General features: G+C 63.0%; 24 protein-coding genes and 1 riboswitch. Of the genes, 10 read left to right on the forward strand and 14 right to left on the reverse strand.

The genetic code is table 11. The features are described from left to right. Positions 1–475 precede the first annotated feature (475 nt). The gene (locus C4Q27_RS08760; protein ID WP_104886753.1) at positions 476–946 is read left to right on the forward strand and encodes a hemerythrin domain-containing protein; all 471 of its coding nucleotides are present in this window, start codon (positions 476–478) and stop codon (positions 944–946) included. A gap of 161 nt (positions 947–1,107) precedes the next feature. Here C4Q27_RS08760 and C4Q27_RS08765 read toward each other — a convergent pair whose 3' ends face one another. Continuing rightward, positions 1,108–3,285, reverse strand: a complete 2,178-nt coding sequence (locus C4Q27_RS08765) for a TonB-dependent siderophore receptor (RefSeq protein WP_064492924.1) — start codon at positions 3,283–3,285, stop codon at positions 1,108–1,110. A 181-nt stretch (positions 3,286–3,466) separates the two neighbouring features. On the opposite strand from C4Q27_RS08765, the gene C4Q27_RS08770 reads away from it, so the two are divergent. From C4Q27_RS08770 to C4Q27_RS08780, 3 genes are all read left to right on the forward strand, one after another. Continuing rightward, complete coding sequence (locus C4Q27_RS08770; protein WP_003255373.1) at positions 3,467–4,159, forward strand: response regulator transcription factor; 693 nt, start codon at positions 3,467–3,469, stop codon at positions 4,157–4,159. Then, a complete protein-coding gene (locus tag C4Q27_RS08775) occupies positions 4,159–5,487 on the forward strand; it encodes a sensor histidine kinase (protein WP_104886754.1) in 1,329 nt (442 codons plus the stop codon). Before C4Q27_RS08770 ends, C4Q27_RS08775 begins: the two co-directional genes overlap by 1 nt. Before the next feature lie 100 nt (positions 5,488–5,587). Then, a complete protein-coding gene (locus C4Q27_RS08780; RefSeq protein WP_104886755.1) occupies positions 5,588–6,481 on the forward strand; it encodes an alpha/beta hydrolase in 894 nt (297 codons plus the stop codon). 21 nt (positions 6,482–6,502) lie between these two features. Here the strand turns inward: C4Q27_RS08780 and C4Q27_RS08785 are convergent, their stop codons facing one another. After that, positions 6,503–7,483, reverse strand: a complete 981-nt coding sequence (locus tag C4Q27_RS08785; RefSeq protein WP_064492920.1) for a zeta toxin family protein — start codon at positions 7,481–7,483, stop codon at positions 6,503–6,505. A 150-nt stretch (positions 7,484–7,633) separates the two neighbouring features. Further along, positions 7,634–7,775, forward strand: a riboswitch (FMN riboswitch). An 80-nt stretch (positions 7,776–7,855) separates the two neighbouring features. On the opposite strand from C4Q27_RS08785, the gene ribB reads away from it, so the two are divergent. The 5 genes from ribB to C4Q27_RS08815 all read left to right on the forward strand — a co-directional run bounded on the left by ribB (position 7,856) and on the right by C4Q27_RS08815 (position 14,646). After that, on the forward strand, positions 7,856–8,506 hold the full coding sequence (gene ribB / locus C4Q27_RS08790; RefSeq protein ID WP_020192444.1) for a 3,4-dihydroxy-2-butanone-4-phosphate synthase: 651 nt from the start codon (positions 7,856–7,858) through the stop codon (positions 8,504–8,506). A gap of 165 nt (positions 8,507–8,671) precedes the next feature. Beyond that, on the forward strand, positions 8,672–8,914 hold the full coding sequence (locus C4Q27_RS08795; protein ID WP_003255380.1) for an exodeoxyribonuclease VII small subunit: 243 nt from the start codon (positions 8,672–8,674) through the stop codon (positions 8,912–8,914). After that, positions 8,911–9,798 carry a (2E,6E)-farnesyl diphosphate synthase gene (gene ispA, locus C4Q27_RS08800; RefSeq protein WP_020192445.1) on the forward strand — a complete coding sequence of 296 codons (888 nt, stop codon included), beginning with the start codon at positions 8,911–8,913 and terminating at the stop codon, positions 9,796–9,798. The genes C4Q27_RS08795 and ispA overlap by 4 nt, the downstream gene beginning before the upstream one ends. Before the next feature lie 177 nt (positions 9,799–9,975). Next, positions 9,976–11,871 carry a 1-deoxy-D-xylulose-5-phosphate synthase gene (dxs, locus tag C4Q27_RS08805; protein WP_010951809.1) on the forward strand — a complete coding sequence of 632 codons (1,896 nt, stop codon included), beginning with the start codon at positions 9,976–9,978 and terminating at the stop codon, positions 11,869–11,871. Between the two features lie 903 nt (positions 11,872–12,774). Next, on the forward strand, positions 12,775–14,646 hold the full coding sequence (locus tag C4Q27_RS08815; RefSeq protein ID WP_104886756.1) for a TonB-dependent receptor domain-containing protein: 1,872 nt from the start codon (positions 12,775–12,777) through the stop codon (positions 14,644–14,646). Here the strand turns inward: C4Q27_RS08815 and C4Q27_RS08820 are convergent. From C4Q27_RS08820 to nrdR, 12 genes are all read right to left on the reverse strand, one after another. After that, positions 14,624–15,436 (reverse strand): cobalamin-binding protein, encoded by an 813-nt coding sequence (locus C4Q27_RS08820; protein WP_104886757.1) that lies wholly within the window; start codon positions 15,434–15,436, stop codon positions 14,624–14,626. The genes C4Q27_RS08815 and C4Q27_RS08820 overlap by 23 nt on opposite strands. Then, complete coding sequence (locus C4Q27_RS08825; RefSeq protein ID WP_064492915.1) at positions 15,436–15,855, reverse strand: hypothetical protein; 420 nt, start codon at positions 15,853–15,855, stop codon at positions 15,436–15,438. The genes C4Q27_RS08820 and C4Q27_RS08825 overlap by 1 nt, the downstream gene beginning before the upstream one ends. Continuing rightward, positions 15,852–16,469: a GTP cyclohydrolase II gene (gene ribA / locus C4Q27_RS08830; RefSeq protein WP_003255389.1), complete on the reverse strand. Its 618-nt coding sequence runs from the start codon at positions 16,467–16,469 to the stop codon at positions 15,852–15,854. Before ribA ends, C4Q27_RS08825 begins: the two co-directional genes overlap by 4 nt. Positions 16,470–16,649: 180 nt before the next feature. Further along, positions 16,650–17,393 (reverse strand): ABC transporter substrate-binding protein, encoded by a 744-nt coding sequence (locus C4Q27_RS08835; protein ID WP_010951804.1) that lies wholly within the window; start codon positions 17,391–17,393, stop codon positions 16,650–16,652. Positions 17,394–17,409: 16 nt separating this feature from the next. Then, positions 17,410–17,913 (reverse strand): phosphatidylglycerophosphatase A, encoded by a 504-nt coding sequence (locus C4Q27_RS08840; protein ID WP_010951803.1) that lies wholly within the window; start codon positions 17,911–17,913, stop codon positions 17,410–17,412. Next, positions 17,910–18,878, reverse strand: a complete 969-nt coding sequence (gene thiL, locus C4Q27_RS08845; RefSeq protein ID WP_010951802.1) for a thiamine-phosphate kinase — start codon at positions 18,876–18,878, stop codon at positions 17,910–17,912. Before thiL ends, C4Q27_RS08840 begins: the two co-directional genes overlap by 4 nt. Before the next feature lie 18 nt (positions 18,879–18,896). Continuing rightward, entirely contained in the window at positions 18,897–19,397 is a 501-nt protein-coding gene (gene nusB, locus C4Q27_RS08850; RefSeq protein WP_003255393.1) for a transcription antitermination factor NusB, read from the reverse strand. Next, positions 19,394–19,870 (reverse strand): 6,7-dimethyl-8-ribityllumazine synthase, encoded by a 477-nt coding sequence (ribE, locus tag C4Q27_RS08855; RefSeq protein WP_003255395.1) that lies wholly within the window; start codon positions 19,868–19,870, stop codon positions 19,394–19,396. The genes nusB and ribE overlap by 4 nt, the downstream gene beginning before the upstream one ends. Positions 19,871–19,961: 91 nt before the next feature. Continuing rightward, positions 19,962–21,053 (reverse strand): bifunctional 3,4-dihydroxy-2-butanone-4-phosphate synthase/GTP cyclohydrolase II, encoded by a 1,092-nt coding sequence (ribBA, locus tag C4Q27_RS08860; RefSeq protein ID WP_003255398.1) that lies wholly within the window; start codon positions 21,051–21,053, stop codon positions 19,962–19,964. A gap of 18 nt (positions 21,054–21,071) precedes the next feature. After that, positions 21,072–21,737 (reverse strand): riboflavin synthase, encoded by a 666-nt coding sequence (locus C4Q27_RS08865; protein ID WP_003255399.1) that lies wholly within the window; start codon positions 21,735–21,737, stop codon positions 21,072–21,074. Positions 21,738–21,779: 42 nt separating this feature from the next. After that, positions 21,780–22,910, reverse strand: coding sequence for a bifunctional diaminohydroxyphosphoribosylaminopyrimidine deaminase/5-amino-6-(5-phosphoribosylamino)uracil reductase RibD (gene ribD, locus C4Q27_RS08870; RefSeq protein WP_049588007.1), 1,131 nt, complete (start codon positions 22,908–22,910; stop codon positions 21,780–21,782). Between the two features lie 2 nt (positions 22,911–22,912). Continuing rightward, a complete protein-coding gene (gene nrdR, locus C4Q27_RS08875) occupies positions 22,913–23,377 on the reverse strand; it encodes a transcriptional regulator NrdR (protein WP_003255402.1) in 465 nt (154 codons plus the stop codon). 106 nt (positions 23,378–23,483) lie between these two features. On the opposite strand from nrdR, the gene C4Q27_RS08880 reads away from it, so the two are divergent. Next, on the forward strand, positions 23,484–23,930 hold the full coding sequence (locus C4Q27_RS08880) for a YbaY family lipoprotein (protein WP_020191400.1): 447 nt from the start codon (positions 23,484–23,486) through the stop codon (positions 23,928–23,930).

Genomic DNA, 23,930 nt, shown 5'->3' on the forward strand with positions numbered 1-23,930 from the left:
GCTACGCCGCACATTAAGCCCCGACCGGCGCGAGCCGCGTTCCAGAGGGCTCGGCGATATCCCACACGGGCATCTGCCATCTCTTTCAGGCCCTTGATGGCCACACAGTTAAGGCGATTGCGGCTTACCATAAATTAGTCGGAAGCGTCCCCGAGAAGCCGGCCACAAGCCGGCTTTTTAATTTGGCAATGCCCCGTCCTGAATAAGGTTGACACCTCCCGTTGTGCTCAGCCCCCCCGCTGTTCACGTTCAGCCCGCAAGCGATTCTGGGGTGTCGGCTTCTTCTTGTCGCGCATATAGATATCAAGTTGATATTTCGAAATCTTCCAATGGAGGGTTTTTTCTGAAGGTGAGCGTTTCGCGCCAGACTATAATAAAACGATTAGATGTGCGCTGACACGTGCGGCCATCCTTGGAGATTGCTTATTACTTATATTTAATCTGTAACGGTTTGATGTAGTGATGAGGACTTAGCATGAACGCCTTATTGAAAGAGCTGCACGCCTATCATCATGAGGTGGCTACCAAAATTACTCAGATCAAAGAATTACTGGAGAGGATAAGACACGGCTCTGCGGGTGCCGATGACTGCAAGCTGTTGTTTAAGCAACTGGAAGCCTTGCATGGTGATGCAGAGCGGCACCACCATGAAAATGAAGAGCTTATTCGGCTGGCCTTGCTGACAACCGACGCACCGATTCACCAACGGGTCATGGCCATCGAGCAAGATCATAAAGCCTTCACGCGAATTGCCGGACAGCTCAAGATGTTGGAGCAGTCAAAGCAAGAGGCCAGAGCAATTGCCGACACGATCGAAGACTTCATCAAGAAATATTATGACCATATGGATGCCGAGGAGAATATTTTCTTTCCGGTGGCAGACAAGTGGTTGTCAGACACCCAATGGCAAGAAATAAAGCATCAATGGCACTCGGAGACTTCCTGAATTAAAACCAAGCGCCTGATTAACACTTACTCTCACAACTTTGTTGCACTGATACCCGATGGTGCAGATACTCTTCTAGATTTCTCATGATTCAGCATCAAGGCCGCGCCCTTTGCAGGCACGGCCTTGTGTCGCGCTGCACCTAGCGGCTACAGATCCCGTCAGAAGTCATACCGCGCCCCAACCATCATGCTGCGCGACGGCCCGTAGAAGTTGAACGTGGAGGTCGAGCCCACCCGCGACAGGTAGTCCCGGTCGAACAGGTTATTGACGTTGAAGGTGGCGGTCAGCTTCGAAGTCACCGGGTACGACAGCATCGCATCCACCGTCGCGTAGCCCGGCGCGTCGATACGCACGCCGCCGTTTTCGGAGTAGAAGTTGCTCATCGCGGAAATTCCGCCACCAATCGCCAGGCCGGTCAGCGGCCCTTGACTGATGGTGTACTTGCTCCAAAGCGAAGCCTGGTTGCGCGGCATGATGAAGAACGTGGTTTCGGCGTCACCCTTGACGGTTTCGGTCTCCATCCAGGTGTAACCGGCCAGCAGTTCCCAATTCGGCGTCAGCTTGCCGCTCACTTCCACTTCCGCGCCCTTCACGCGGGTCTTGCCGGATGCAACGGAATCGGTAGTGGCCACACCATCGGCATCGTACAGGGTGGTAGCGCGGTTCTTGTCGGTCAGGCGGAACACCGAGAAGCGCGTATTCAAATCGCCGCCAAAGTAACTGCTCTTGAGGCCGAACTCGTACTGCTCGCCTTCACGCGGTTTCAACACCCGGCCACTGCTGTCGGTGTCGGATTGAGGCTTGAAAACCTGCGAGTAGCTAGCGTACAGCGCGTGGTTCTCGGTCAAGTCATAGACCAGGCCCCCGTACGGGGTGAAGTGGCCGTCCACACGCTTGCTGTCATTGGTCGATGCACCGCTGCTCAGGGTGGTGGTGTAGAAATCACCGCGGTACCAACTGAAACGGCCACCGGCAATCAGCGCAAGGCGCTCGATCGGGCGGAAGGTGACCTTGGAATAAAGGCCGTATTCCTCTTCCTGCATGCCGGTCTCGGTGCTGTAGTTGGGCGACGGTTTGGCGAACTGTTTAGGCGAGTAGGTGTTGACGTTGATGGCACCCAGGTTGGTGGTGCCGTTGAGATACTCGGTGTCGTAGTTCTTGTAATCGCTGCCCACCACGAACTCGCTGACCTGGCCGAAGGTTTCGAACGGCTGGCTGTAACTGGCGTCCAGCGAGTAGGTGTCCTGGGTGAAATCACGGGCGCTGGCGCGCTCGGAGTTGGCGCCTGTGGTGGCATTGGTTGCAGTGAAGGCGTACAGGTAGTTGGTGTCGCGGTGCGAGCCACGGGCCGCGACACGGCCGTAACCGCCATTGTCGAAGCGGTGGGTCAGCTCGGCGACCAGGTCGGTGGTCTTGCCGTCGAAGTAGTTCCAGTCGGCGCCCAGGAAACGCGAATGGCTGAAGTCGGGTACCTCGCCGGACAACGTGGCCGGGTAGCCGTTGTGCGGGGTGATGTTCTTCACTTCGTGCATCAGGCCGAACGACAGCGTAGTGGCGTCGTCCAGGTCGATATCCAGCGCACCGTAATAGCTGTTGCTGGTGTTGGCGTTGTAGTCCACTTCGCCATTGGTGTCGTCACGGGATGCAATGAAGCGCCCGCGCACGCGACCGGCGGCGTCCAGCGGGCCGCTCAGGTCGATTTCTTCATGGTTGGTGTCCCAGGTGCCGTAGCTGCCTTCGATGTGGCCCTGAAACTCGGCGGTCGGGCGTTTGCGTACCATGTTGACGATACCGCCCAGTTCGCTGGTGCTGCTGAACAACCCGGCCGGGCCGCGCATGATTTCGACACGGTCGAACGCGGCCAGCGACGGTACGGTGCCAAAGATGCTGGCCATGGGGGCCGGCAGGCCATCGATGTTGAATTCGCTGTACTCGTAGCCACGGGCGTAGATCGACGAACGGCCGCTGTCATTGGTCAGGGTGCGCAGGCCGGCGGTGTACTTGGCCAGGTCATCCAGATGTACGAACTGGCGATCCTTGACGTAGTCCTGGGTGTAGACGGTGATCGACTGCGGGATGTCCTTGAGCGCTGCCGGCGTCTTGGTGCCCACGGTAGCGGCATCGACGCTGTAACCGCCGGTTTCCTCCGAAGGCAGCATGTCGTACAGGCGGTTGCCTTCGATGGTCAATGCAGGCAGATCAAGCGAGTTGTCTTCAGCCGCCGCCTGGGCCGCTACCGTTTCGGCCACTGCCGATAAAGAAAACGGTGCCAGCAACCCCAGCGCCAGCCATCCCCGAACCCGTTGCAAGCTGCCCACACTTTTGAAACCGGTCATGACACACCCTTCGCCCAAATGATATTGAATCGCAAACGAAACAAGTTGCTTTTTGCGAACGATACCGGAGCGAAAACCAGGGTGCAGCAGGATTAACCTTCTTAACACATCAAGGCGTTGCCCTTTCCCTGCAGCCAGTGGGATGATTCGCAACTGATAAAAGTTCTCATCAAGGCTCGCCGTGCCCACCTCACTTCTCCTTGCCGAAGACGACCCACGCCTGCTTCAGGACCTGGACCGCCATTTCCGCAACCGCGGTTTCCAGGTGCACGCCTGCGCCAGCGGCACCCAGGCCCTGAATGCCATACAGCAATCGCAGTTCGAACTGGTGCTGCTGGACATCATGCTGCCAGGCATCGACGGCCTCAGCCTGCTCGACGCCCTGCGCCGCCAGCAGGCAGTGCCGGTCATGCTGATGTCGGCACTAGGGGCCGAGCAGGATCGAATCAGCGGCTTCACCCGTGGTGCAGACGACTACCTGCCCAAGCCCTTCAGCCTGGCGGAGCTGGACGCACGGGTAGATGCCTTGCTGCGTCGCGTGGCATTCGATCGTGGTACGGCGCTGCGTGCCGACGTGGGGGAGGTGATGCTGGACCACGACCGCCAGGACGTTATCCACAACGGCAACGCCGCTGGCCTTACCGCTTCCGAATTCCGCTTGCTGGTCACGCTGCTGGCCCACCCCGACGAAGCGTTGAGCAAGCCCTTCCTGTACCAGACCGTGCTGCACAGGGCCTATACCCGACTGGACCGAGGCCTGGATGTGCATGTGTGCAACCTGCGCCGCAAACTGGCCGACATCAATGCCCAGCACCTGCAGATCCAGGCCGTGCGTGGCCAAGGGTACATCCTGGTCGACACGGAGCAGACCTGATGCGTCGCCACCCGTTGCTGTGGAAACTGGCCTTGCTACAAGTCAGCTTCTGCCTGTTGCTGATCTGGCTCATCTGGACCTGGGGCCTTTCGGTGGAACGCAGTACCTATTTTCTGTCCCAGGCCGACCAGGACTACCTGGCGCGTTATGCTCAACAGGCCGAACAGGCGTGGGAGCAGGACGGCGCAGCCGGCACCGAAGCCTGGCGCAAGCAGGTGGCACGGGCCGAGGACACCTGGGTGGCCGTGATAGGTCCACACCTTCAGAGCCTTGGCACCACGCCGCTGAGCGCCGAGGAAGCCAGCCACCTGACATTCATGCGCAAGCTCGACTGGCCGATGAGCCGGCGCCTGCAGGATGAACTGCCCTACGTCAGCATCGAATTTCCGCAACACCCCGAGCATGGCCGCCTGGTGCTGCAACTGCCCGAACGGCTGCTACCCACAGGCCTGACACCCTGGACCCATGTGGTCACGCATGGCGTTGCCCCCGCACTGCTGGCCCTGCTGCTAGGCCTTGCGCTATACCGGCATCTTGTCGTGCCGCTGAACCGCCTGCGCGACCGCGCCGACGCCCTGCGGGCCGATGATCTGGACAGCCCCGCCCTGCCCCTGCAGGAGCGGCGTGATGAGCTGGGTGAGCTGGCTCAGGCCTTCGAGCACATGGCCGGGCGCCTGCGCCAGAGCCTTGAGCAACAGCGCCTGCTGTTGCGCACGCTGTCTCACGAATTGCGTACGCCGCTGGCGCGGCTGCGCATCGCCCATGACAGCGACTTGCCACCGCCGCAGCTGCGCGAGCGCCTGGACCGTGAGGTGGCCGACATGCAGAAGCTGCTGGAAAACACCCTCGACCTGGCCTGGATGGACACCGAACAGCCCAGCCTGGCGAGCGAGCCGGTATTGGTGCTTTCCGTGTGGGAAGCCTTGTGCGAGGACGTCTGCTTCGAAAGCGGCTGGGACCGTGCGCGCCTGCCGTGTTCACTTGGCACCGACTGCCTGGTGCAGGCCCATCTGGACAGCCTGGCCCAGGCCCTGGAAAACCTGTTGCGCAATGCCATTCGCCACTCGCCGACCGAAGGCCAGGTCAGCCTCGATGGCTGGCGGGAGGGCGCATACTGGCACCTGCGACTGAGCGACCAGGGGCCAGGCGTACCTGATACCGACCTAGAGCGCATCTTCAAGCCCTACCAACGCCTGGCCGACAGTGGCGCAGGCTTCGGCCTGGGCCTTGCTATCGCCCGTCGCGCCATCGAACTGCAAGGCGGGCGGTTATGGGCCAGCAATGGGCACCCGGGCCTGTGCCTGCACATGACCTTGCCTGCGGCCTGAGACTGTTTAGAAAGTTAATGCGCTTTACGCTCGATCGGGACTGGTTATCATCTGGGCGCTCAAGCCTTGCGCTCCATGCAAAGCCCTGACGAGACGCCTGATGAGCAAGAAGAACCTGATGCTGGCCTTGGCACTTGCCCTGGCGGCCCCTCTTGTCCTGGCACAGCCCGAGCATGACCAGAAGATGGACACGTCGGTGCTACGGCGCCAGGACCTGGCCTATCACTTCAGCCAGTTTGATCTGGACTCGGCCGATGGCCTGCGTCACTACCGCCTGTGGGTTGGCAAGCCGAATCGTCCAGCGCCGGCATCGGGGTACCCGGTGCTGTGGATGCTCGATGGGAATGCTGCACTGGGGACGCTGGATCAGCAACAACTGGACAGGCTCGCCGCAGGCCAGGCGCCCCTGCTGGTGGCGGTGGGTTATCGGACCGAACTGCGCATCGACAGGGCCGGCCGTACGCTGGACTACACCCCGGCGCTGCCGGAGCAGGTGCAGCAGCGTGATCCGCTGACCGGCCAGCCCAGCGGCGGGGTCGATGCGTTCCTGGAACTTTTGACCGGGCGCATGCGCACGATGGTGTCGGCTATGGCGCCGATCGATCCGCAACGACAGACGCTGTGGGGGCACTCCTATGGTGGCCTGGCCGTGCTTCACGCACTGTTTACCCGCCCCGGCGAATTCTGCCTTTACGCGGCTGCCAGCCCGTCACTGTGGTGGCGCGATGGCGTGATTGTCCGGGAGGCGCAAGGACTTCCCTCACGCCTGGGCGAGGCGCGCCCGCGCCTGCTGCTGATGCGCGGCGGGCAGGAGCCCGCCAACCCGCATGGTTCGCCGCACGAGGACGACGAGTTGCCTGCGCGCCGCCTGGCGGCAGATCTGGCCGCGATCAAAGGCCTCGACGTGCGCTATGAGCGCTTCGACGGTCTGGGGCATGGGCCCATGCTGGCCGCCTCCCTGCGCAGGGTGATCGAAGGCATGTCTGGCCAGTGACCAGCCCTGCGCCTGTCCGACTCAAGGTTGCGCGTACTTGAGCACGTACAGGCACAGTTCGCGGTAGACATCCACAGGCAGCTGCGACATCAGCTTCTGAGCCTGGCCGAGGGTTTTGCAATTGAGTTCGGCCATCGTCCGACGGTGTTTCAAACCCAGCAGGCCGGCATGCACCACCTGCGCATACTGAATATAGGAACAGGGGAAATCGGCCTGGGGGCTGCGCTGGACCTTGAAGTTGATCTTCAGGTCTGCTCCGCGGAAGAATGCCCTGCCCTGGTAGGTCTGCTGGGGCACGAGGAGCCCTTTTTCAGGACAGGTGCTGTGACAGACCGGCAGGCTATTCCTGTCCGTCTCCAGGCCACGTCGATAGATCACGATTTCGGAACCCGGCACCTCGATACAGGCGTTTTCGAAAGCATCGATGATGGCCCTGCCATTGATTTGCGCCTCTTCGATCTGCGTCAGGCTGACCACACGCTCGATCTCCTGATTGCCAACGCTGTTGACCACACGGTCCAGGGTCGACCAGTGGCTGAATTCTTTCTGACACGCAATCAGATGGACCTCGCTCTGATAGCCCTGCCGGGCGGCTTCAGGTGGAAAATCAGCGAAATGAGGGCTGTCGAGCGCGGTTTCCATGATGATGTTGTATTTGTTTTCCATCGCATACGTGCAAATCATTGCCCCCAGGCGCCAGATGAACGACTCGGTATGCTCATAGACATGCAGCACGCCTTTGTCTTCCATCGCCCGATAATGAGGGTGCAGTTCACGAAAATGGGTTTCGTAAAGGCGAACATAATTGTCGTAGCGCCCGCTCTTCAGCAGCGTTTTTTCCAGCAAGTACGTCTTACCCGAGCCTTGTGTACCGGCAATGATGAGCATTTTGGGCTTGAGCACGCCGTCGACGTAGTCGCGCTTCTTGTCGAACAAAGTGTCGACGACCTTTCTGAATGCGAGATGGAGATCGGTATCGGTAAAAGGATAGAGAGAGGACATGACGGTTCGTTTCCTTGGTTTGCCAATGTGACCGTCACGAAGGTAAGCGCTGCGGCAGGTGAGAAAGGAGTAGATGGTTACTGCTGCAAGTCTCGCCGAAGGTAGTAGAACCGCGGGTTGCCACTGGGGTGGCACTGTGCTGTATGCTTGGCCGGTCTTCAGGGCGGGGTGTAAGTCCCCACCGGCGGTAAATCGAAAGATGAGCCCGCGAGCGCCCCGACCATGTCGGGGGTCAGCAGATCTGGTGCAACTCCAGAGCCGACGGTCATAGTCCGGATGAAAGAAGGCGTCATGCAGGGGCCATCCGGGCGCCCTTGCGCGCGCATTTTGTTCGCCCCGAGACGTTCATCGATCATTCACGAGGAGCGTTTCATGTTCACCCAGCACCACGCGCAATTCCCCAATGTTTCCGCCGCCATCGCCGCCTTCCAGGCCGGGCGCCCAGTACTGTTGCTCGACGATGACGACCGCGAGGACGAAGCGGACATCATTGCCGCCGCCGAGAACATTTCGCTGCAGACCATGGCCATGATGATTCGCGATTGCAGCGGCATCGTCTGCCTGTGCCTGGACGAAGCCACCGTCGACGAACTGCAGCTGGCACCCATGGTGCAGAACAACCAGGCCCGCCACGGCACCGGTTTCACCGTCACGATCGAGGCGGCCGAAGGTATCACCACCGGGGTTAGCGCCCAGGACCGCATCACCACCATTGGCGCAGCACTGCGCTCCAGCGCCGAACAGCGCCATATTGTCAGCCCGGGGCATGTTTTTCCGCTGCGCGCCCGCAATGGCGGGGTGCTGACCCGCCGTGGGCATACCGAAGGTTCGGTGGACCTGGCGCGCCTGGCCGGCCTGCGCCCGGCAGCGGTCTTGTGCGAGCTGATGAACCCCGATGGCAGCATGGCCCGTGGTGAGCAGGTGGCGGTATATGCACGGCAGTACAATTTGCCGGTGCTGACCATCGAGGAGCTGGCGCGGTACCGTGAGGCAATGCTGGAACGGGAAGCAGAGCCGGCCTGATCCACCGAACCGGGACGCTTTGCGGTCCTTGTGCGAGCGGCCCTTTCGCGACATAGGGCCGCTCCTCCATCGGTCTGCATCAGCCGATGCAGTTGCCGGAAGTTTGCTCCCCCCGCCCCGCTCTGCTAGTGTCGCGCCGTTCTGAATGCCACCGAGACAGTCGCCATGGCCCGCAAAAAAGCCTCCCTCGATTTCGAGCAATCCCTCGCAGACCTGCAAGCACTGGTCGAGCGCCTGGAGAACGGCGAGTTGTCGCTGGAAGAGTCGCTGGCCGCCTTTGAACAAGGCATCGCCCTGACCCGTGACTGCCAGGGCGCCCTGGCCCAGGCCGAACAGAAGGTGCAAATTCTGCTGGAGCGCGACGGCGAACTGGCTGCCCAACCCTTCGACGCGGAGCCGGAAGCATGATTGGCACCTACCAGGCCAGTTGCCAGGCGCGCGTCGACGCAGCCCTCGAACCGCTGTTCATCGCCCCGAGCAAAGAGCTGGAACGCCTTTACGCCGCCATGCGCTACAGCGTGATGAACGGCGGCAAACGCGTGCGCCCGTTGCTGGCCTACGCGGCCTGCGAAGCCTTGGGCGCCCCCGCCGAGCAGGCCAACGGTGCAGCCTGCGCGGTCGAGCTGATTCATGCTTACTCGCTGGTGCATGATGACCTCCCGGCCATGGACGACGACGACCTGCGTCGCGGCCAGCCGACCACCCACAAGGCGTTTGACGAAGCGTGCGCCATCCTTGCTGGCGACGGTTTGCAGAGCCTGGCTTTCAGTGCCCTGCTCGACCCTTGCCTGAGCCCTCAGATCGACAGCATTCGCCTGGCCATGGTTCAGGTACTGGCCAAAGCTGCCGGCCCGGCCGGCATGGTTGGCGGCCAGGCCATCGATCTCGGTTCGGTGGGCCAGAAGCTGGACCAGCAGGCGCTGGAGTTCATGCACCGGCACAAGACCGGCGCGCTGATCGAAGCCAGCGTACGCCTCGGCGCCCTGGCCAGTGCCCGTGCCGAACCGGCGCAGCTGGATGCCCTGCAAACTTATGCACAGGCCATTGGCCTGGCATTCCAGGTGCAGGACGACATCCTCGACGTGGAAAGCGACACTGCTACCTTGGGCAAACGCCAAGGTGCAGACATAGCGCGTGACAAACCGACCTACCCGGCCCTGCTGGGGCTGGAAGCCGCCAAACTCTATGCAATCGAACTGCGCGACCAGGCGCTGGCCGCACTGCAAGGGTTCGGCGAAAAGGCCGAGCCGCTGCGGGCCTTGGCGCGTTATATTGTCGAACGCCGTAACTAAACAGCTTCACCTATCCCTGTAGGGTCGGGTTTACCCGCGAATGCGATCTTGAATTTGCCGACGCATTCGCGGGTAAACCCGCTCCTACAGGGGGCCGCGTAACCTGTGGTCGAATGGGCACTTTTCCCACAATGGGGTAAACTGCCGCGTCTTCACACACCTATAACGACTCGCCTGATGCCCACGACGTTTCAAGAGATCCCCCGCGAACGCCCGGTCACGCCGTTGCTCGACCGCGCTGACACGCCTGCCGGCCTGCGCCGGTTGGCCGAAGCCGACCTGGAAACGCTGGCCGACGAACTGCGCCAGGAATTGCTCTACACCGTTGGGCAGACCGGTGGGCATTTTGGTGCCGGTCTGGGCGTCATCGAGCTGACCATCGCCCTGCACTACGTGTTCGACACCCCGGACGACCGGTTGGTGTGGGACGTGGGGCACCAGGCCTACCCGCACAAGATCCTCACCGGGCGCCGTAACCGCATGCTCAGCCTGCGCCAGAAGGACGGCATCGCGGCCTTCCCGCGCCGCAGCGAAAGCGAGTACGACACCTTTGGCGTTGGCCACTCCAGCACCTCGATCAGCGCCGCGCTGGGCATGGCCATTGCTGCCCGCCTGCAGAACAGCGCACGCAAGTCGATCGCGGTGATCGGTGATGGCGCGCTGACCGCCGGCATGGCATTCGAGGCGTTGAACCACGCCCAGGAAGTCAATGCCGACATGCTGGTGATCCTCAACGACAACGACATGTCGATTTCGCGCAATGTCGGCGGCCTGTCCAACTACCTGGCCAAGATCCTCTCCAGCCGCACCTACGCGAGCATGCGCGAAGGCAGCAAGAAAGTGCTGTCGCGGTTGCCAGGCGCCTGGGAAATTGCCCGTCGCACCGAGGAATACGCCAAGGGCATGCTGGTGCCAGGCACGCTGTTCGAAGAGCTGGGCTGGAACTACATCGGCCCGATCGACGGCCACGACCTGCCCACCATGATCGCCACCCTGCGCAACATGCGTGACCTGAAAGGCCCGCAGTTCCTGCATGTGGTGACCAAGAAGGGCAAAGGCTTCGCCCCTGCCGAGATTGACCCGATCGGCTACCACGCCATCACCAAGCTGGAGCCGGCCGACAAGCCGGCCGCGCCGAAGAAAGCCAGCGGCCCGAAATACTCCGCGGTGTTCGGCCAGTGGCTGTGCGACATGGCCGCCGCCGACAACCGCCTGGTGGGCATTACCCCGGCAATGAAGGAAGGCTCGGACCTGGTCGACTTCAGCGAGCGCTACCCTGAGCGCTACTTCGACGTTGCGATCGCAGAGCAACATGCCGTGACCTTGGCGGCCGGCATGGCCTGCGAGGGCAGCAAGCCGGTGGTGGCGATCTACTCCACCTTCCTGCAGCGTGCCTACGACCAGCTGATCCATGACGTGGCGGTGCAGAACCTCGACGTGCTGTTCGCCATCGACCGCGCCGGCCTGGTCGGCGAGGATGGGCCGACCCACGCCGGCAGCTACGACCTGTCGTACCTGCGCTGCATCCCGGGCATGCTGGTGATGACCCCCAGCGACGAGAACGAACTGCGCAAGATGCTCAGCACCGGCCACTTGTACAACGGCCCGGCCGCTGTACGGTACCCGCGTGGTACCGGCCCGAATGCGCCGATCAGCGGTGACCTGCAACCACTGGAGATCGGCAAGGGCGTGGTCCGCCGCCAGGGCGAGAAAGTGGCCCTGCTGGTGTTCGGCGTACAACTGGCTGAGGCCATGCAAGTGGCCGAACAGATCAACGCCACGGTGGTCGACATGCGCTTCGTCAAGCCGCTGGACGAGGCGCTGGTGCTGGAGCTGGCAGGCAGCCATGAGCTGCTGGTAACCATCGAAGAGAACGCCATCATGGGTGGCGCGGGCGCTGCGGTGGGTGAGTTCCTTGCCAGCCAGGCAGTGCTCAAGCCGCTTCTGCACCTGGGGCTGCCGGATATCTATGTCGAGCATGCCAAGCCTGCGCAAATGCTGGCTGAATGCGGGCTGGATGCGGCCGGGATCGAGGCTTCGGTGAAGGCCCGCATGGCCAGGCTCGGGCTCTAGGGCCCTTTCGCGGGTGAACCCGCTCCTACGACGGCCTGCGCCCGATCACCGATGTGTGCCCACTGTAGGAGCGGGTTTACCCGCGAATACGGTAGCGGCGGCAACGGTGAACGACTGGTGAGAATTGGCCAGCAGGACCGGCCCTTTCGCGGGTGAACCCGCTCCTACGACGGACTGCGCCCGATCACCGATGTGTGCCCACTGTAGGAGCGGGTTTACCCGCGAATACGGTAGCGCCGGCAACGGTGAACGGCTGGTGGAAATTGGCCAGCAGGCCCGGCCCTTTCGCGGGTGAACCCGCTCCTACGACGGCCTGCGCCCGATCACCGATGTGTGCCAACTGTAGGAGCGGGTTTACCCGCGAATACGGTAGCGCCGGCAACGGTGAACGACTGGTGAAAATTGGCCAGCAGGACCGGCCCTTTCGCGGGTGAACCCGCTCCTACGACGGCCTGCGCCCGATCACCGATGTGTGCCAACTGTAGGAGCGGGTTTACCCGCGAATACGGTAGCGGCGACGACGGTGAACGGCGGGTGAAAATTGGCCAGCAGGCCCGGCCCTTTCGCGGGTGAACCCGCTCCTACGACGGACTGCGCCCGATCACCGATGTGTGCCCACTGTAGGAGCGGGTTTACCCGCGAATACGGTAGCGGCGGCGACGGTGAACGACGGGTGAAAATTGGCCAGCAGGACCGGCCCTTTCGCGGGTAAACCCGCTCCTACGACGGGCTGCGCCCGATCACCGATGTGTGCCCACTGTAGGAGCGGGTTTACCCGCGAATACGGTAGCGGCGACAACGGTGAACGGCGGGTGAAAATTGGCCAGCAGGCCCGGCCCTTTCGCGGGTAAACCCGCTCCTACGGGGACAGCACAGTGCTGTGGAAATACTTTGGAACTGCCCATGAAAAAATTAGCCTGTACCACGATTCTCTGTGCCCCTACATTCCTTCTGGCCGCTGAGCGCGACGACGCCCTCAAACTCCCCGACGTGCTGATCAGCGCCAGCCGCCAGGTCGAATCGCGTACCGCCACCAGTGCTGCCAACACGGTTTTCACCCGCACCGACATCGACCGCCTGCAACCCTCCAGCGTCACCGACTTGCTCTCCCGCGTGCCGGGCGTGCAAGTGGCACCTACCGGTGGCCGTGGCAGCCTGCCGGGCATCTTTATCCGGGGCACCAAGGCCGCGCAAAGCCTGGTGCTGGTCGATGGCGTGCGCATCGCCAATGCCACCTCGGGCGACAGCGGCCTGCAGTTTCTGGACATCGACCAGATCGAGCGCATCGAAGTCCTGCGCGGCTCGCGCTCAGCGGTGTACGGCAGCGATGCCATTGGCGGGGTGATCCAGATCTTCACCCGACGCAGCAATGGCCCCGGCCTGCAGCCACGCCTGCGCATGGCCGCCGGCAGCAACCAGACATTCCAACGCAGCCTGGGGTTTTCTGGCGGCAACGACTCGACCCGCTTCAACCTTGGCGCCAGCCTGGATGAAACTGCCGGTATCGACTCGACCGGGCCATCCTTCGCCAGCGATGGTGACCACGACGCCTACCGCAACAAGGCGTTGAACCTGAGCCTGAGCCACACCTTCAGTGAGCGCTTCGAGGCCGGCTTGAACCTGCTCGACAGCCGTGGTCGCAGCGAGTACGACAACCCGTTCGGCGGCTTCGACCCCGTCACCTTCGAAAGCTTCGGTCAACAACCCTACACCGACTTCAGTGTCAGCAGCCTGGGCAGCTACGTTGACGTTCAGGTCACCGAAACCTGGCACTCACGCCTTGAACTGGCCCATAGCGAGAACCGGGACGACAAACGCGACAAGCTCAGCGCTGAGCGCTTCGTGTTCAACACCTACCGCGATCAGGCTACCTGGCAGAACGACCTGGCCCTCGGCGAACGCAACACCGTACTGATCGGTGGCGACTGGTACGAAGACCGCGTACACGGCACTACCGATTTCATTGAGGACAGCCGCTGGAACCGTGCCGTGTTCGCCCAGCACCGCTACCGGGGCGAGCAGTTTTCCACTGAGCTGGGGGTGCGCCATGACCGCAACCAGCAGTTTGGTGGCCAGACCACCTGGAGCGGCAGCCTGACCGTACCGCTGAACGCGAACAACGATGTGCTGCTGTCCTACAGCGAAGGCTTCCGCGCGCCAACGTTCAACGACCTGTATTACCCACAGTTCAGCAACCCGAACCTGGACCCAGAGCACTCCAGAAGCTACGAGCTGCAATGGCGCAGCCAGCTGACTGCAGAGAGCCGGCTGGAGACTTCGCTGTACCGCACCGACCTGCGCGACGCGATCATCTTTGGCCAGAACTCGATACCCCGTAACGTCGCCTCGGCACGAATCAATGGTGTGGAAATGGCGCTGGCGCAGCAGTGGGGCGCCTGGCACAGCCAGCTTGGCCTGGCGCTGATCGACCCACGCGACCGCGACACTGGCCACACTCTCGCCCGCCGCGCCCGCCGCACCTTGAGCCTGGACCTGGACCGAGAGTTCGGGCGTTTCAGCGTGGGTGCCAGCTGGCAGGCGGTCAGCAACAGTTATGACGATGAGGCCAACCGCAACCGCATCGGTGGCTATGGTCTGCTGGGTTTGCGCAGCAGTTGGGCGGCTAGCGACGAACTGAAACTCGAAGCCAAGCTGGATAACCTGCTGGACCGCAGCTACAGCCGCGCCCTTTACAGCTATGAGGGTGCGTATCACCCTTACCGCGAAGAGGGCCGCACTGTGCTCTTGAGCATCACCTGGACACCGGCGCTTTAGCGTCCAGCAACGCACACAAGCGGGCGGTGGCTTCGATCATCTGCCCGCTGGGGCGCTCCAGCCCTTTGTCCGGGACCACCAGCAGACGCCCATCAGCCACCGCCCGAATCTGCGGCCAGGCCTTCCAGCTGGCCAGTTGCGCCTCATCAGCTGCCAGGATGACCTGCGGATTACGCAGCAGCACGGACTCCACATTCACCTGTGGCGCCGGCTGGCCAAGGTCGGCGAACACATTGCGCGCCCCGCACACGGCCAGGGCGTCGCTCACCACCTGACGGCCACCGAGCGTGTACAACGGCCGATCCCAGACTTGATAAAACACCTGCAAGGGTTCGTCACGCCGATACTGCTGGCGCAGCTGTTGCAGCCGCTCACGCAGGGCTCGCGCGTATGAATGGCCCTGCTCGGCACGCCCGACACGCTCGGCAATGGCCTCGATCTGCTCGATCAGCTGGCTGATGTCATGGGGTTCGGCGCTGAAGGTGGCGATACCCAGGCGCTTGAGTTGGTCGCGCTGGGCCGGCGGCACACTGCCTGGCCACAGCAGCAACAGGTCGGGGCGCAAGCTGAGCAGGCGCTCCATGTCCAGTTGCCCTTGGCGCCCGACCGAAGGCAAGTGGCGCAGCGCAGCCGGCCGGTCGCCGCCATCGAGCACGCCCACCAGCAGGTCGTCGGCCTGCAGCTCAAGCATGATCTCGCTCATCGAGGGGGCCAGACTGACGACACGTAGCGGTTCTGCAGCCAGTACGGTGCAGGCGAACAACGCCAGCAGGCCAGGTAGCAGTCGCATCAGCCCAGCTGGCGCGGAATGCGATAGAGGTACAGCACTACAACGGTAGACACTGCGAGGAGGATCTGCGGCACTGCCTCCAGGCCGACCAGCACCGACAATGCGGCGACCCAAGCCGGGAAGCAGGCATACAACATGGCCATGCGCCGCACCCGCGCCAGTTCGATCCAGGCAGCGGCTTCTTCGCCCGTGCCGAGCACCTTTGAGGTGGCAATTAGTGCGCGCTTGTAGGCACCGAAGCGCGGCAGGCTGAGGAACATGGTGGCCGCACCGGCGATGAACAGTGGCATGGCCAACACCGGGATCAGTGCATCACCGCCCCCAAAGGCCCAAGCCATGACTGGCAGCGGCACCAGGCCCACCGCCAGGTACTGCCACCAGGCCAGCGCCAGGCGCCGCTTGACCTCGGCGCGGGTCACGCCTGGGGCACCTCGCCCTGGTGTTCGTTGCCCAGCATGTGGCCCAACTTGCCGGCCTTGGTCGCCAGGTAGTAGCGGTTGTGCGGGTTATGCCCGGTGTGCAGCGGCACACGCTCGGCAACCACGATGTTCATGTCGGTCAGGGCCTTGACCTTGCGCGGATTGTTGGTCATCAGGCGCAGCGACTTGACGCCCAGGTGCTCGAGCATCGGCAGGCATATGGCGTAGTCACGCTGGTCGGCAGCGAAGCCCAGGCGCTCGTTGGCTTCGACGGTGTCGGCGCCGCCATCCTGCAGCTCGTAGGCGCGGATCTTGTTCAGCAGGCCGATGCCACGGCCTTCCTGACGCAGGTACAACAGCACCCCACGGCCTTCGCGGGCGATGGCCTGCAGCGCGGCTTCCAACTGCGAGCCGCAGTCGCAACGCTGGCTGAACAGTGCATCGCCGGTCAGACACTCGGAATGCAGGCGCCCCAATACCGGCTGGCCGTCCGCGATATCACCCAGGCTGAGCACCACATGCTCACGGCCTGTGGCTTCGTCGAGAAAGCCATGCATGGTGAAGGTCGCGAAGGGCGTCGGGAGTTTTGAGGCGGCAACAAAGACGACGGGCACGTTGTGCTCCTGGAGTAAGTAGGAAATTTCTCGTGGGCCGATTGTATCAGCAGGTTGGGGAATGTGGGCTGGCTGTATACAGTGGCTTAAGATCGAAAAGTTCGATACTTATTAAAAGCCATCGCTCAACCCCAAGCCCGCAGCCCAAGAGGGCCGCGATATACCTTGGTGTATTCGGCTTCAGTGTGGGTGACTGTCCGCGCTGAACGGATAGGGCTGTTTCCAGTGCTCGAAAATCGGCTTCAGTTCGCCGCTACGTATCAGCTCCTTCATGCGCTTGTCGAACAGTTCGCACAGAGCCTTGGCCTGGTCGTTACGGGCAAAGGCCAGGTACAACGGCAACTCGGCCACATGGGTACGGCGGAAACGCTCCGGGTGAGAGGTTTGCCCGAGCACGTAGTCGACCTCGGTCAGTGCGTCGATGTAGTAGTCCACCCGGTCATGCTCGAGCATCGGCAGAATGCCCTCGCGACGCTGGATTTCGCGGAATTCGCGCACATTGGGCAAGTAGCTGCCGTAATCATAACCACGCACCCAGGCCAACCGGTACTTGCCGATGGTCTCCAGGGTAGGCACAGGTTTGCTGGCCAGCCCCAGGGCATAGATATGGTCCATGTCGAAGTGCCAGCGCGGGTACAGGTTGTCGTCGTTCTCTTCCTTGTACGAGCCGACCCAGGCATCAGCCTCGCCGCGTTTGACCAGGCCAACCGCCCGGCTGTAGGGCGCGCTCTGGGTAACCACCTTGACTCCGGCCGGCTCGAACACTTTGCGCAGCACATCCCAGGCCACCCCGGTACCGTCGGCGTTGGTGTAGTCGAGCCACTCCTCGCTAACCAGATGGATCTGTTTCGGCATGCCCTCGGCAGCCGTCACCCACGGGGCAATACTCAGCAGCATTGCCAGCAGTACAGTCCTTAAGGCCATTCACGCACTCCCTGTTTCAGGCAACCGCCCACACCAGAACCTGCATGCCCAGCCAGGCAAACACGCCGGCCAGGATATCGTCGAGCATGATGCCGACGCCCCCGTGCACATGGCGGTCGATCCAGCGAATCGGCCACGGTTTGAGGATGTCGAAGAAGCGGAACATCAGGAACCCTGCCAACAGCCACTGCCAGCCCTCCGGCACCAGCCAGAGGGTGATCCACATGCCGACAATCTCGTCCCAGACAATGCCTTCATGGTCGTGTACGCGCAAATCATTGGCAACTTTGCCGCACAACCAGAAGCCAAACAGCATGCTCACGCCGAGCAACAACCAGTAGCCCCAGTCGGGCAGCAGCTGCCACAAGGGGATGAACGGTATGGCGACCAGCGAGCCCCAGGTACCCGGGGCCTTGGGCAGAGTGCCGGAACCGAAGCCAAAGGCGATGAAGTGCCACGGGTTGCGCCAGACCGAAGGCGGAACGAACTCCGCAGGCACCTGGTTGGGGTGATCGGTCACGGTCTCTCCCTAAAGTGTTGATAGCCCCGCTGGACGGGGGTTATGTCCTGGCCCTGTGAGTCGCGCAAGGTCACACCCTGCCCTTCGAGCACACGACCAATGATATGTACCTCGATGCAACCGAGACCAGCCAAGGGCGCCAGCGCTTCGGGCGGCAAGGTGAAGGCCAGTACATAGTCGTCGCCACCGGTGAGTGCTGCCTGCAACGCCGCTTCGCGCCCGAGGAATGCCTCTAAGGCAGGAGACACTGGCACCTGCGCCAGGTTCACCTCCAGCGCCACGCCGGAGGCCTTGGCGATATGACCGCAGTCAGCGAGCAGGCCATCGGAAATGTCCAGGGCCGCAGTGGCCTTGCCACGCAGCAGAGCCCCGAGGGTGAGCTGCGGCATCGGTGACCAGTAATGAGCCAGCAGCGGCTCGGCCTGCGCGGCAGGCGCCTCGCGCTCACCCAGCACCAGCGGCAAGGCACCGGCGGCTTTGCCCAGCGAACCACCGACACACAACAGATCACCCGGCCTTGCACCGCTGCGGCGCAAGGCCTGGCCAGCCGGCACGCGGCCAAACACGGTCACGGTGATGCTCAACGGGCCACGCGTGGTGTCACCACCGATCAGGCTCATGCGGCAACGGTGGGCCATGCGACCAAGGCCGTCGGCATAGGCCGCCAGCCAGTCAGGGCCAACGTCAGGCAGGGTCAGTGCGAGGGTGAAGCCGATTGCAGTCGCGCCCATGGCTGCCAGGTCACTGGCCGCCACAGCCAACGAACGCTGGCCAAGCAGCAACGGATCGCAAACAGCAGGAAAGTGCACCCCGGCGACCAGGGTGTCGGTCGACACCGCCAGTTGCTCACCGGGGGGAAGGTCCAGCAGGGCGCAGTCGTCGCCGATACCCAGCGCCACGCCCTCGCCGCCCTGCGCACAGGGCGCCGCGGCGAAGTAATGGTTGATCAGCTCGAACTCACCCATGGCCAAGCAGCGCCAGGATCAGCGCTTGTTCGCCTTGACTTCTGCTTCACGCAGCGCCGGGGCGAGCTTGTCCAGTACGCCGTTGACGAACTTGTGGCCGTCAGTGGCACCGAAGACCTTGGCCAGTTCCACACCTTCGTTGATCACGACGCGGTAAGGCACGTCGACGCGTTTGATCAGTTCCCAGGTGGACAGGCGCAGCACAGCCAGCTCGACCGGGTCGAGCTCTTCCAGTGCGATGGTCATGCAAGGCACCAGCGCTTTGTCGATTTCGCCCTTGATTGCCGGGACCCCATGCAGGATCTCGCGGAAATAGGCACCGTCGACATCGGTGAAATCGTTATCCACCCGGAACTGCGCTTCGATCTCGTTCAGCGAATGCTGGGCCATGTGCCACTGGTAGAGGGCCTGGGTCGCGAGCTTGCGGGCTTCGCGGCGCTTGGCGCTCTTGGAGGGCTTGCCGGCATCCGCAGGTTTTGGATCGCGCGGGTTGAAACGATCGCTTTCGTCGCTAATCACTTGGCCTCCAACTGCGCCAGCAGGCTGACCATTTCCAGTGCGGACAGGGCAGCTTCAGCACCTTTGTTGCCGGCTTTGGTGCCAGAACGCTCGATGGCTTGCTCGATGGAGTCGACGGTCAGTACGCCGAAGGCCACCGGAACACCGAACTCCATGGACACCTGGGCCAGGCCCTTGGTGCACTCGCCCGCCACGTATTCGAAGTGCGGGGTACCGCCACGGATCACGGCGCCCAGGGCGATGATCGCGTCGTAGGCGCCTTGCTGGGCGACCTTCTGTGCCACCAGCGGGATCTCGAATGCACCCGGGGCACGGATGATGGTGATGTCGCTTTCGCTGACACCGTGGCGTACCAGGGCATCAACGGCACCGCTTACCAGGCTTTCGACAACGAAGCTGTTGAAGCGGCCAACCACCAAAGCATAGCGACCTTTGGGGGCAATGAAGGTACCTTCGATGGTCTTCAGGGTCATTCCGATATTCTCATCTTCAAGAGCGAGGCCGCATACAAGCGGCCTCGACAGGGGTCTGGACTCGAGCAGAGGGCGTCAATGCCGCCTCAAGTCACTCGGAGGGCACGTATTCTACAACTTCCAGATCGAATCCGGATATCGCGTTGAACTTCATCGGCGAACTCATCAGGCGCATCTTGCGCACACCGAGGTCACGCAGGATCTGCGAACCGGCACCCACAGTGCTGTAGGTGGTCGGTGCCTTGGCCGGCGCATCGCCCGCGCTTTCGCGGATGTGCGCCAGCAGCACGTCGCCGTCCAGCGGGTGCCCCAGCAGCAACACCACACCACTGCCGGCCTCGGCCACTGCGGCCATGGCCGCGCGCAGGCTCCAGCGGCCTGGCTGCTTGACCAGCAGCAGGTCGCGCAGCGGGTCCATGTTGTGCACGCGCACCAGGGTCGGTTCTTCCGCGCAGATCTTGCCCAGGGTCAAGGCCATGTGCACGTCGCCTTCGACCGCGTCACGGTAGGTGACCAGGTTGAACTCACCCAGCTCGCTCTCCACCGATTGCTCGGAAACACGCTGCACGGTGCGCTCGTGGATCATGCGGTAGTGGATCAGGTCGGCAATGGTGCCGATCTTCAGGCCGTGCTCGGCGGCGAACACTTCCAGTTCGGCGCGGCGCGACATGGTGCCGTCGTCGTTCATCACTTCGCAGATCACGCCGCTTGGCTCGAAACCGGCCATGCGCGCCAGGTCACAGGCGGCTTCGGTGTGGCCGGCACGCGCCAGCGTACCGCCTGGCTGGGCCATCAGCGGGAAGATGTGACCAGGGCTGACGATGTCTTCGGCCTTGGCGTCCTTGGCAGCGGCAGCCTGCACAGTGCGTGCGCGGTCGGCGGCGGAAATACCGGTGGTGACGCCCTCGGCGGCCTCGATCGACACGGTGAACTTGGTGCCGAAGCCCGAGCCGTTGCGCGGCGCCATCAACGGCAGCTTCAGCGTTTCGCAACGCTCGCGGGTCATCGGCATGCAGATCAGGCCACGGGCGTGCTTGGCCATGAAGTTGATGTGCTCCGGCTGGCAGCACTCGGCCGCCATGATGATGTCGCCTTCGTTCTCGCGATCTTCGTCATCCATCAGGATGACCATTTTGCCCTGGCGGATGTCTTCGACCAGTTCTTCGATGCTGTTGAGCGCCACGCGGCACCCCCTTCTCAATCAGGATTTCAAGAAGCCATTGGCGGCCAGGAAGCTTTCGGTAATGCCACTGCCCTTGCTCGGTTCGGCGGCCTTGTCACCCAGCAGCAAGCGCTCCAGGTAACGGGCCAGCAGGTCGACCTCAAGGTTTACCCGACGCCCTGCACGGTAATCGGCCATGATGGTTTCGGACAGAGTGTGCGGGACAATGGTCAGCTCGAATTCGGCGCCATTGACCTCATTGACCGTCAGGCTGGTGCCGTCGACGGTGATCGAACCCTTGTGGGCGATGTACTTGGCCAGTTCCTTCGGTGCACGCACGCGGAACTGGATGGCGCGGGCGTTATCGCTGCGCGAAATGATTTCGCCAACCCCGTCGACGTGGCCGCTGACCAGGTGCCCGCCCAGGCGGGTAGTGGGGGTCAGGGCTTTTTCCAGGTTGACCTTGCTGCCGCTCTTGAGGTCGATGAAGGCGGTGCGCTTGAGGGTTTCGACGCTGACATCGGCCCAGAAGCCGTCGCCCGGCAGCTCCACGGCCGTGAGGCATACACCGTTGACGGCGATGCTGTCGCCGAGCTTGACGTCCCCCAGGTCGAGCTTGCCGGTTTCTACGTAGACGCGCACGTCACCACCCTTGGGGGTCAGGCTGCGGATGGTGCCGATAGATTCGATGATGCCGGTGAACATGGGGTCTTCCTCAAAAACGGTTTGCGCGGGGCAAGCCCGGCATTATACGCCGGGCGCCGGCAGGGGGATGGCCGTGACCCGCCAGTCATCGCCCACTGCGCGCATTTCGGTAATTTTCAGCCGTGGTGCTTCGCTCATCTTGTCCATCGGCCAGTCCAGCAGCGGCCGAGCCTGAGAGCCGAGGAAGGTGCCAGCGACGAACAGCTGGTACTCATCGACCAGGCCTTGCCGTGCGAAGGCACCGACCAGGCCGGCACCGGCTTCCAGCAGGATTTCGTTGACGCCGCGGGCGGCCAGGGCGTGAAGCAGCGCCCCCAGGTCGACCTGGCCATTGTCGCCCGGCAAGCTGAGCAATTCGTGGCCGGCAGCGGCATAGCGCGGGTCATCTGCGACAGCAGTCACCACCAGAGCCGGGCCGGCCTGGAAGAACGGCGCCGCCAGTGGCAGGCGCAGACGGCCATCGACCAGCACCCGCAAGGGTGTGCGGCTAAGAGCCAGGGCAGTAGTTTCGGCATCCAGGCCCAGCTCGGCACCACGCACGGTCATGCGTGCGTTGTCTGCCAGCACGCTGGCGGCGCTGGTCAACACCACGCTGGAGCGGGCGCGCAAGCGCTGCACGGCTGAGCGGGCGGCCGGGCCGGTGATCCACTGGCTCTCACCACTGGCCATGGCGGTGCGGCCGTCCAGGCTCATGGCCAGCTTGGCGCGAACGAACGGCAGGCCGTGCTCCATGCGCTTGAGGAAGCCTGGGTTGAGGGCGCGAGCCTCGGCTTCGAGCACCCCGCTGGCCACTTCGATTCCGGCTTCGGCCAGGCGCCGCAGGCCCTGTCCCGCCACTTGCGGGTTAGGGTCCTGCATGGCTGCGACTACACGCGCCACACCGGCCTTGACCAGCGCTTCGGCACACGGCGGCGTACGGCCATGGTGGCTGCATGGCTCCAAGGTGACATAGGCACAAGCACCCCGGGCAAGTTCACCGGCCTGGCGCAGGGCATGCACTTCGGCATGTGGCTCGCCGGCGCGAACGTGCCAGCCTTCGCCAACCACTTCGCCATCACGCACGATCACGCAGCCTACGCGCGGGTTCGGGTGGGTGGTGTACAGGCCTTTACGCGCCAGCTCCAGCGCACGGGCCATGTAGTGGGCGTCAAGGATGGCGGCTTGGCTGGGCATGTTCACTCTTTAGCTGGCTCACGGGCCAGGCGGTCGATTTCTTCGCGGAACTCGTCGAGGTCCTGGAAGCGCCGGTACACCGAGGCAAAGCGGATATAGGCCACTTCATCGAGTTTGCGCAGCTCGGCCATGACCATTTCACCGACCACCAGCGATTTGACTTCGCGCTCGCCCGTGGCACGCAGCCGGCTCTTGATGTGCGCCAGCGCAGCTTCCAGGCGCTCGACGCTGACCGGACGCTTTTCCAGGGCCCGTTGCATGCCAGCGCGCAGCTTTTCTTCGTCGAAGGGCTGGCGCGTGCCGTCCTGCTTGATCAGCCGGGGCAGCACCAGCTCGGCGGTTTCGAAGGTGGTGAAGCGCTCGCCGCAGGCCACGCATTCACGGCGGCGGCGCACCTGCTCGCCCTCGGCGACGAGGCGAGAGTCGATGACCTTGGTGTCGTTGGCACCGCAAAAGGGACAGTGCATGGTGGCAGGCAACAAAAAAAGGGAGGGCCATGGTAGCGCATTGCACTGGCAAGACAAGCCAAAGGGGTTAACATCCATGGGAAATATGCCCGTGAAGGACTCCCCCATGCACTACCGAGCGCTCGTCGTGCTGTGCTGCGCCGCTTTGCTTGCCGCTTGCGGCAGCGACAGGCCAAAGACCGACAACCCGGCGCCCGCGCCAGCCCCCTCGGCCAAGGCCGAAGTACCGGGCCCGTTGCCGGCCTACCAGCGCGAGCTGAGTGGCACCTTGCTGGAAATCCCGGCGGGTGCCGAGGTGGAACTGGCCTTGCTGGTGATCGACGAGCGCGACCGCCCGCAGCGCCTGCTGGCCAGCAGCAACCTGACCGGTACCGGCCAGGCGCTGCCCTACCACCTGCGTTTCAACCCCGAAGCCTTCCCGCCCGGTGCCCGGGTCGAACTGCGTGGCCGCGCCAGCAACTCCGGCCAGCTGATCATGCACCTGCCCCCGGTGCGCATTACCCAGGCACAAACCCAGGCCACCGGCCCGCTGCGTTTCGAGAAGGCGCCTTAA

Origin of the sequence: Pseudomonas sp. SWI36 (genome assembly GCF_002948105.1) — a bacterium.
GTDB classification, from domain to species: Bacteria; Pseudomonadota; Gammaproteobacteria; order Pseudomonadales; family Pseudomonadaceae; genus Aquipseudomonas; species Aquipseudomonas alloputida.